The organism is Rathayibacter tanaceti (assembly GCF_001634385.1).
Taxonomy (GTDB): domain Bacteria; phylum Actinomycetota; class Actinomycetes; order Actinomycetales; family Microbacteriaceae; genus Rathayibacter; species Rathayibacter tanaceti.
This window is the reverse complement of record NZ_LIIN01000132.1, coordinates 1-7553: the sequence shown is the minus strand read 5'-3', so window position 1 is coordinate 7553 and position 7553 is coordinate 1. Positions and strand designations below refer to the sequence as shown.

Here is a 7553-nt window from a genome sequence, read left to right as displayed (position 1 = left end):
GAGCGGAGCGGGCTGCTCGGGCTCGGCCGGTTCACCCGGCAGGCTCGGCTCCACGGGACCGCCCGGGACGGGCTCCGGTCCGCCCGGCTCCTCAGGGACGCCGGGGTCACCGGGCACTCCCGGTTGCTGGGTCGAAGTCTGCGGCTCGAACGCCGCGGCCGACGTCGGGCCGGCGGACGCCGCAGCGGCTGCGCTCGGGAGGGCCAGACCGACCACGAGAGCCGCGAGTGCCGCGGACGGCACGGCGAGTCGACGGAATGACGGCATGGCGGACGGCTCCTTCCTCCGCGGGCGACGATCCGCGTCCGCGCACGGAGGAACGCACTCCCCCGGGGGAGAGCCTAGAGCGCAGAGACGAGCTATCACAGGCGACGTCCTCCCCCGTCAGAGGGTCGAGGAGACCGCGCATCACCGTGAACCGCGTCGGGCGGTGCCTCGCACGGCGAGCGGTCAGGCGCGCTCGAGCAGGGCGCGACGAAGGCGAGCCGCATCGACGCGCCAGTAGGTGTGGACGCGACCGTCGATCAGCACGACGGGGATCTCCTCCACGAAGCGCTCGTGCAGCTCCGGATCCTCGAGGATCGAGGCCTCGTTCAGCGTCACGCTGGGCGAGGCCGGCTCACCCTCGATCGCGGCGAGCACCCCGTCGATGACCGAACGCGCATCGTCGCAGAGGTGGCAGCCGGGCTTGCCCACCAGGGTCAGCTGCACGTCCACCATCCAGCCAGTGTAGGACGGGCGCGGAGGACGGGCAGCGGAAGTCGGCGCGATCGCTCCGAGACCTCCCCCTTCTCCCCCGCGGACGAGCTCCAGCACAGCCGAGCGCCAACCCGGCCGAGCGCCGACCCGGCCGAGCGCCAACGCAGACGAGCGCCCGACCCCGTGGGGGGCGGACGCTCGAGAGGGAAGAGGCGCGAGCCTACTTCTTGTTGCGACGCTGGTGACGAGTCTTGCGAAGCAGCTTGCGGTGCTTCTTCTTCGCCATACGCTTGCGACGCTTCTTGATGACAGAACCCACGAAGACCTCACAACGTTCAGGGGGTCGACCGCCCGACGGGCGGCCGCTTACGAAAAACTGGCTCCCGCGAGCTTACACGACCCGCACCCGCGCACGATTCGGGCCTCGGAGGCGGCACGAACGGCTCACTTGCGGATGCGCAGGGCCTCGGCCACCTTCGTCGCTCCTTCGCTCACGCCGCGCTGGATGTCCTGGACGACCGTGCTGACCTGGTGCGTTCGCTCCGCGAGAGCGCGTCCGAGCGACTCCGCCCGGGCCGCGGTCGGCGCATCGAGCAGCGCGCCGATCGCCGCCTCGTCCTCGGCGACGAAGGGCAGGAGCCAGTCCTCGACCTGCTCCAGCGGCGCGTACTCGAGGGTGTAGAAACGGTGCTGGCCGCTCTCGCGCACCGTCACGAGCCCCGCCTCCCTCAGCACCTTCAAGTGCTTCGACACCATCGGCTGGCTGAGCTCCAGGCGCGCCACGATGCTCGAGACGCTCATGCCGTCGGACTCGCCCTCCCGGCGCCGCTCCAGCAGCAGCGAGAGGATGTCGCGCCGCGTGCCGTCCGCGATCACTCCGAAGATGTCGGCCATGCGCCCAGGGTAGCCACGGCCCCGCTCGCACGAGGCGCCGCGGCGCGGACCAGCGCCGAGCGAGCCGGTAGCATGGCCGCGATCGAGTGGAGGATCCGCCGTGGTGGTTCGGCAGCAGTTCCGCAGCCCCGTGGGCGTCTCGCCCGTCTCGCCGTGGTCGGGCTTCGAACGGGCCCGCGACCTCATCGACGACTTCGCCGGGCGCTCCCCTTCGCGCTTCGCCATTCTCATCTTCTCGGCGCTCGTGCTCGTCTTCACCCTTCTGTTCTCGCTGCCGGTGTCGAGCACGAGCGGCACCGTCACACCGTTGCACGACGCCTTCTTCACCGCGATGTCGGTCATCTGCGTCACCGGCCTCGCCACTGTCGACATGGCGACCCACTGGTCCGCGTTCGGCCACAGCGTCATCTTCATCGGCGTCAACATCGGCGCGCTCGGCGTGCTCACCCTGGCCTCGATCATGGGTCTGGCCATCTCGCGCCGCCTGGGGCTGCGCGCCAAGCTGATGGTCGCGAGCGATTCGAACCCGCTGCGGATCCACTCCGGACCGGTCGCCGAAGGACAGGCCGTGCGCCTCGGCGAGATCGGTGGCCTGCTCGCAACGGTGGCGATCAGCGCCGCAGCGATCGAGATCATCGTCGCCCTGCTCCTCTTCCCCCGGATGCTGATCGACGGCGTCCCGATCGGCGAGGCGGTGTGGCACTCCTTCTACTACTCGGCGATGGCGTTCACGAACACGGGCTTCACCCCCAACGCGGCGGGCCTCACCCCGTTCGAGGACGACTACTGGTTCCTCGGCATCCTGATGGTCGGCGTCTTCCTCGGCTCGATCGGCTTCCCCGTGATCTACGCCTTCTCGCGCGGCTGGAGACGCCCGCGCAAGTGGTCCGTGCACGTCAAGCTGACGCTGGTCACCTCGGTGATTCTGCTGGTCGCCGGCGCCGTCCTCTATATCGTGCTCGAGTTCGACAACCCGAAGACCTTCGGCACCCTCGACGCCGGCGACACCGTCTTCCAGTCCTTCTTCCTGTCGACGATGACGCGCTCAGGCGGCTTCTCGACCATCTCCGTGCCCGACCTCAACGGGTCCAGCCTTCTGGTCACGGACATGCTGATGTTCATCGGCGGCGGCTCGGCCTCGACCGCCGGCGGGATCAAGGTGACGACGCTCGCGATCCTGTTCCTCGCCGCGTTCGCCGAGGCCCGCGGCAACAACGACATGGAGGCGTTCGGCCGGCGCATCCCGAACGACGTCCTGCGTCTCGCGGTCTCGGTGGTGCTGTGGGGAGCGACGACCGTGGCCCTCTCCTCCATCCTGATCCTGCATATCACCAAGGCCTCGCTCGACCACGTGCTCTTCGACGTGATCTCGGCCTTCGCCACGTCGGGGCTCTCGACCGGTCTGACCGCCGAGCTGCCCACCTCCGGCGTCTACGTCCTGGCGCTGACGATGTTCATGGGCCGCGTTGGTACCGTGACTCTCGCCGCTGCGCTCGCCGCCAGCCAGCGGAGGCAGTTGTTCAGACGACCGGAAGAGAGGCCCATCGTTGGTTGACCGCATCAGGTACGACGCCCCGGTGCTGGTGATCGGCCTCGGGCGTTTCGGGGCCGCCACGGCCGGCCAGCTCGACCGTCTCGACCGAGAGGTGCTCGCCGTCGACGCCGACGCCGGGCTCGTGCAGAAGTGGTCGGAGCGGGTCACCCACGCCGTCCAGGCCGACGCGCGCTCGCTCGACGCCCTGGCTCAGATCGGTGCGCAGGACTTCCAGGTCGCCGTCGTCGCGGTCGGCTCGTCGATCGAGGCGTCGGTGCTGATCACGGCGAACCTGGTCGACCTCAAGATCCCGCAGATCTGGGCGAAGGCGATCTCGCGCTCGCACGGCAAGATCCTCGAGCGGATCGGCGCGAACCATGTGATCTACCCCGAGGCGGAGGCGGGCGAGCGTGTGGCGCACCTCGTCTCGGGTCGGATGCTCGACTTCATCGAGTTCGACGACGACTTCGTGCTCGCCAAGATGTACCCACCCAAGCCGATCCGCGGCCTGACCCTCACCGAGTCGGGGGTGCGCCGCAAGCATCGCGTGACCGTGGTGGGTGTCAAGAGCCCGGGCAAGCCGTTCACCTACGCGACCGAGCAGACCGTGGTCTCGAACCACGACCTGATCGTCGTGAGCGGCACCCCGAGCGATATCGAGCGCTTCGCTGCCCTCGGCTCCTGACGGCGGGCGTCAGGAGGCGGCGAGCTCGCGGGCGCGGGCCAGCGCCGCATCGGTGGCGCGCGTGAAGAGCGCCTCGAGGTCCGCCTCCTGCAGCACAGCGATCGCGCGCTCGGTGGTCCCCTTCGGGCTCGTGACCCGGCGGCGCAGCTCGGCCGGATCCTCCCCGGAGTGTGCGAGCAGCTCGGCGGCACCGCGGACGGTGCCGACCACCATGGTCGACGCCTGCTCGGGCGTGAAGCCCTTCGCCACGGCGGTGGCGATCAGCTCCTCGATCAGCAGGAACACGTAGGCCGGGCCCGAGCCCGAGATCGTCGAGAGCGCGTCGAGCTGCGCCTCCGGGACCTCGACCACCTCGCCGACGGTCTCGAAGAGCCGGCGCACGAGCGCGAGGTCCTCGTCGCTCGAGCGGGTTCCGGCGCTGAGGCCTGTGACAGCGCGGCCGACGACGGCCGGGGTGTTGGGCATCGAGCGCAGCACGGCGACCGACGGGGGCAGGTGTCGCTCGAAGGTCTCGACCGTCACCCCCGCCGCCACGCTCACGACGATCGTCCCCGGAGCGAGCGATTCCGCGATCTCGTCGAGCAGGTCGGCGACCATGTGCGGCTTCACCGCCACAAGCACGACCGCAGCGCCCTCGACCGCGCGACGGTTCGCCTCCGGATCGTCGGCGACGGCAAACGCCGTCACCACCGGGTGGCCGTCCCAGGCGGCGGCGTTGGCGGGGTCGCGGTTGGTCACGCGTACCCCGCCCTCGACGCGGACGCCGGGGGCCAGGAGCCCGGTGAGGATCGCGCCTCCCATCGAGCCGAGGCCGAGAACGGCGATGGACGGGAGCAGCACGGGTGCATCGGTCACGCGCTCATCCTACGAAGCAGCCGCCGAGCAAGGGCTCGGCGAGCCGTCCCCCGACTCATAGGATGGCCCGACCATCCAGCGGCGAGCCCGAGGAGACCACGTGAGCGCATCCGGAGGCGTCCCCGGGATCACGCACGACTCCGGCGTCGCCCGGACCCACCCCGGAGGCGCGGTCCCCACCGCGCACTCGCCCGCCGAGAGCGCCTGAGATGCGGACGGCGCTGGCGATCGTGAACGAGCGCGGTGCCGGGCTCGGAGCCCTCGAGCCGATCCTGCGCGACCAGGGGTTCAGGGTCGACGCGGTCGCCGGCACCGACCTCGGCTCGATCGACATCCTCGACCCCGACCTCGTCGTCACGCTGGGCTCGAGCGCGGGGGTCTCCGAGACCTACCGGCACCCCTTCATCAGCCCCGAGATCGCGCTGCTCCAGGACAGGCTGTACCACCGCCGTCCCACCCTCGGCGTCTGCTTCGGGGCGCAGCTGATCGCGACCGCCCTCGGCGAGACGGTACGGCCCCAGGCGATGCGCGAGGTGGGCTTCCGTTCCGCTTCCCTCACCGAGGAGGGAGAGCGATCGCCTCTGCGGCACCTCGCCGGGGTCGCGGTGATGGAGTGGCACGGCGACACCTTCGACCTGCCGCGCGGCGCCGTGCTACTCGCCTCGTCCGGGACCTCGGAGGTGGAGGCGTTCGCGGTCGGCGGCTGGCTGCTGGGGGTGCAGTTCCATCCCGAGCTGACGAGCACGATGGCGGCGCAGTGGCTGGAGGGCGACGCGGAGTACGCGGGAGCGGCCGGCTACGACTCCGCCGTTCTGCGCCAGGACGTGGCCGCCGGCCGCTTCGAGCGGATGCACGCCGCGACCAGGCTCGCGCTGTCCGAGTGGCTCGACGCGCTGGAGTGAGGCGCGCGGCTCAGCGGCGCTCGGCGAAGAAGTCGAGCAGGAGCCGCGAGCTCTCCTCCGCCCGCACTCCCGGGTAGACCTCGACCAGGTGGTTGTGACGCCGGTCGCGAAGGAGGTCGTGCACCGAGCCGGAGGCACCCGCCTTCTCGTCCCACGCCCCGAACACGACGCGCTCGACCCGCGCCGCGAGGATCGCTCCCGCGCAGAGCACGCAGGGCTCGAGGGTGACGATGAGGGTGCAGCCGTCGAGGTGCCAGTCGCCCCGGGCCGCGGCCGCAGCGCGCAGAGCCACCACCTCGGCATGCGCTGTCGGATCGGTGCGCAGCTCACGCTCGTTGCGCCCGTGCGCGAGGACCGTGCCGTCGGCGTCGACGACCACCGCCCCCACCGGGACGTCCCCCCAGCCGGCGGCCCGTCGCGCCTCCGCGAGCGCGAGCCCCATCCACTCCTCGGAACCGCGGGGGGCACGGAGGTCGCTGTCACGCATCGCACCCCTCCTCGCGGGCCACCGACCGCGTCCCGGCCAGCAAGTAGATTGAGCTTATGCGCGTCCACGTAGCCGACCACCCGCTAATCACGCACAAGCTCACCGTGCTGCGAGACAAGCGCACACCGTCGCCGACCTTCCGGCAGCTCGCCGAAGAGCTGATGACCCTGCTCGCCTACGAGGCGACCCGCGGTGTCCGCACCCGCACGGTGACGATCGAGACGCCGGTCACGCGGACCACCGGGCTCGCACTGAGCGACCCGCAGCCTCTCGTCGTGCCGATCCTCCGCGCCGGGCTGGGGATGCTCGAGGGAATGGTCAAGCTCATCCCCACAGCCGAGGTCGGCTTCCTCGGCATGGCGCGCAACGAGGAGACGCTCGAACCCACCACCTATGCCGAGCGCCTCCCCGAGGACCTCTCGAACCGCCAGTGCTTCGTCCTCGATCCGATGCTGGCCACCGGCGGCTCGCTGATCGCGGCGATCCAGTTCCTCTTCGACCGTGGAGCGGTCGACGTCACCGCGGTCTGCCTGCTGGCCGCCCCCGAGGGCCTCGCCGCCGTCGAGAAGGCGTTCGGCGACCGGGACGTAACGATCGTCCTCGGCTCGCTCGACGAGAGGCTCAACGAGCTCGGCTACATCGTGCCGGGCCTCGGCGATGCGGGGGACCGTCTCTACGGTCTCGCCGGCTGAGCACCTCGCGGCCCGTCTCTCCGGCCGTCCTCGCGCGGGCGAGACGCGAGCACGTCCCTTCTCTGTCAGGGGAACCGTGCGCACAGGGAGGCGCGACGACGAGGATCGTGCACGACCGCGAGGAGTCTCGCAGCGGTCCTGGCGCCGGCGAGTGGCGCGCTGAAGGACCGTTCGATCACCCGCTGCGGAGCGGGAACCCGGCTTTCAGGCAGCCCGAGGATGCGATCCCGGCGGAGACGCAGGGAACGTCGCCGACGACCGCACCCCATTCGGACTGATATGCCTTTGTCCCGGGTTCCACTCGCCTTGCCCACCGTCTGCGGAGAAGGCGGCCGAGCCCTCCTCTCGGGCCTCGACACGGGAGCCGCAGACGCCCCCGCAGGACGTCCCCGATCGGCCTCGCTGCGCTGCCGAGGCCCGGAAAAGTATTGACTCGCGGCCCTCGACTCCGCTTTACTTGCCACCATGACTGACACCCTGCACGCCCTGACCTCCCTCGAGGCCTTCGGGAATGCCGGCATGATGGTGGCCGCCGGCCGCGTCATGTGCTGTCGAATGTGTGCATGAGGAACTGACCTCGCCGGATCCCCGCACAGCCTCCGCCCGTCGATCCTCCTGATCGAGCCGATCTCCTCGATCGGTGGGCGTCCGAGGCGCGGACGATCCCCTGGATGCCCCGCATCCGTCCCTGCCGGGACCGCAGTCCGCGGACCGGCTCGATTGTGCACACCCGGATCCGCTCCCCCGGACACTCGTCCCGGATCGACCAGCCCCAAGGATTCGTCATGACCCTCCTCCACTCCCG

The 7553-nt window shown here is 70.7% G+C and carries 9 protein-coding genes and 1 pseudogene; 4 read left to right on the top strand and 6 right to left on the bottom strand.

The annotated features are described in order from the left end of the window. From ACH61_RS18535 to ACH61_RS13050, 4 genes and pseudogenes are all read right to left on the bottom strand, one after another. Positions 1 to 267, bottom strand: a pseudogene (locus ACH61_RS18535) (hypothetical protein); the annotation flags it as partial. A gap of 183 nt (positions 268 to 450) precedes the next feature. Then, positions 451 to 720, bottom strand: a complete 270-nt coding sequence (locus tag ACH61_RS13055) for a glutaredoxin family protein (RefSeq protein ID WP_068212725.1) — start codon at positions 718 to 720, stop codon at positions 451 to 453. Positions 721 to 919: 199 nt separating this feature from the next. Then, positions 920 to 1018: a 30S ribosomal protein bS22 gene (locus tag ACH61_RS16445; RefSeq protein ID WP_003792170.1), complete on the bottom strand. Its 99-nt coding sequence runs from the start codon at positions 1016 to 1018 to the stop codon at positions 920 to 922. A gap of 125 nt (positions 1019 to 1143) precedes the next feature. After that, positions 1144 to 1593, bottom strand: coding sequence for an ArsR/SmtB family transcription factor (locus ACH61_RS13050; protein ID WP_068212722.1), 450 nt, complete (start codon positions 1591 to 1593; stop codon positions 1144 to 1146). Between the two features lie 184 nt (positions 1594 to 1777). On the opposite strand from ACH61_RS13050, the gene ACH61_RS13045 reads away from it, so the two are divergent. Beyond that, positions 1778 to 3148: a TrkH family potassium uptake protein gene (locus tag ACH61_RS13045; protein ID WP_236713686.1), complete on the top strand. Its 1371-nt coding sequence runs from the start codon at positions 1778 to 1780 to the stop codon at positions 3146 to 3148. Further along, positions 3141 to 3812, top strand: a complete 672-nt coding sequence (locus tag ACH61_RS13040) for a potassium channel family protein (RefSeq protein ID WP_055790397.1) — start codon at positions 3141 to 3143, stop codon at positions 3810 to 3812. Before ACH61_RS13045 ends, ACH61_RS13040 begins: the two co-directional genes overlap by 8 nt. 9 nt (positions 3813 to 3821) lie before the next feature. On the opposite strand, the gene proC is transcribed toward ACH61_RS13040, so the two are convergent. Next, entirely contained in the window at positions 3822 to 4667 is an 846-nt protein-coding gene (gene proC / locus ACH61_RS13035) for a pyrroline-5-carboxylate reductase (protein WP_082845262.1), read from the bottom strand. A gap of 209 nt (positions 4668 to 4876) precedes the next feature. Between proC and ACH61_RS13030 the strand changes: the two genes are divergently transcribed. After that, on the top strand, positions 4877 to 5569 hold the full coding sequence (locus ACH61_RS13030) for a glutamine amidotransferase-related protein (protein ID WP_068212719.1): 693 nt from the start codon (positions 4877 to 4879) through the stop codon (positions 5567 to 5569). Positions 5570 to 5579: 10 nt separating this feature from the next. On the opposite strand, the gene ACH61_RS13025 is transcribed toward ACH61_RS13030, so the two are convergent. Further along, entirely contained in the window at positions 5580 to 6056 is a 477-nt protein-coding gene (locus ACH61_RS13025) for a nucleoside deaminase (protein ID WP_068212716.1), read from the bottom strand. 56 nt (positions 6057 to 6112) lie between these two features. On the opposite strand from ACH61_RS13025, the gene upp reads away from it, so the two are divergent. Further along, on the top strand, positions 6113 to 6748 hold the full coding sequence (gene upp / locus ACH61_RS13020; protein ID WP_068212713.1) for a uracil phosphoribosyltransferase: 636 nt from the start codon (positions 6113 to 6115) through the stop codon (positions 6746 to 6748). Positions 6749 to 7553: the final 805 nt, after the last annotated feature.